The sequence below is a fragment of the Pseudomonas sp. PA-6-3C genome (assembly GCF_021605825.1).
In the GTDB taxonomy this organism is placed as follows: Bacteria; Pseudomonadota; Gammaproteobacteria; order Pseudomonadales; family Pseudomonadaceae; genus Aquipseudomonas; species Aquipseudomonas edaphica.
In genome coordinates this window covers 1-639 of sequence record NZ_WKDV01000103.1, presented here as the reverse complement: position 1 = coordinate 639, position 639 = coordinate 1, and the positions used below count along the sequence as shown (strand labels likewise).

Sequence of the window (639 nt, the reverse complement as noted above, 5' to 3'; positions counted from 1 at the left end):
TGCTGACCCTCACCGATGGCACGTTGGACGGGATTTTGCCGTTTGAGTGGACGCGGGTGTATCGCACCAGTGCGGTGGAAGTGGATTGCGGGTTGGGGTTTGGCTGGAGCCATTCGCTGGCGCAGCGGCTTTGTGTTTCCGGTGATTCGGTGGTGTGGACGGATCATGAGAACCGCCGTACTGAGTTTGTGCTGCCTACCGCTAATCGACCGGCGATTACCAATAGCTTGGCTGAAGCGGCGATCTATTTGGGTGAATTGCCCGATGAACTGGTGCTGGCCCAGGTGTCGCGGTTTTATCATTTCCACGATGGCGTGCTGACGGCCATCAGCGATGCGTATGACAACCGGTTGCGGGTTTTCCGCGATCGTTTGGGGCGGGTTGAGCGGCTGGATAATGGCGTAGGCCGCTCGCTGTTTCTGCGTTATGAATTGGGCCGCATTGTGGCGGTGGACTATCAGGTTCATCGGGCCAAAGGGCATGAGCCGTTTGAATGGGTCACCGAGCAGAAAGTTGTTTCCTACGCCTATGACGAACTTGGCCGACTGGTTTCTGCGACCAATGCTGTAGGTGAAAGCGAGGTTTATCGGTACGACGAGCAGCACGTCATTCTTGAGCGTGGGTTGGCCGGTGGGGCGA

1 protein-coding gene is annotated in these 639 nt (G+C 57.3%); it reads left to right on the top strand.

All coding sequences use genetic code 11. From position 1 onward, the window contains the following. Positions 1–639, top strand: a 639-nt coding sequence (locus GIW48_RS29665; protein WP_236486614.1) for an RHS repeat domain-containing protein, incomplete at both ends; no start/stop codon positions are given.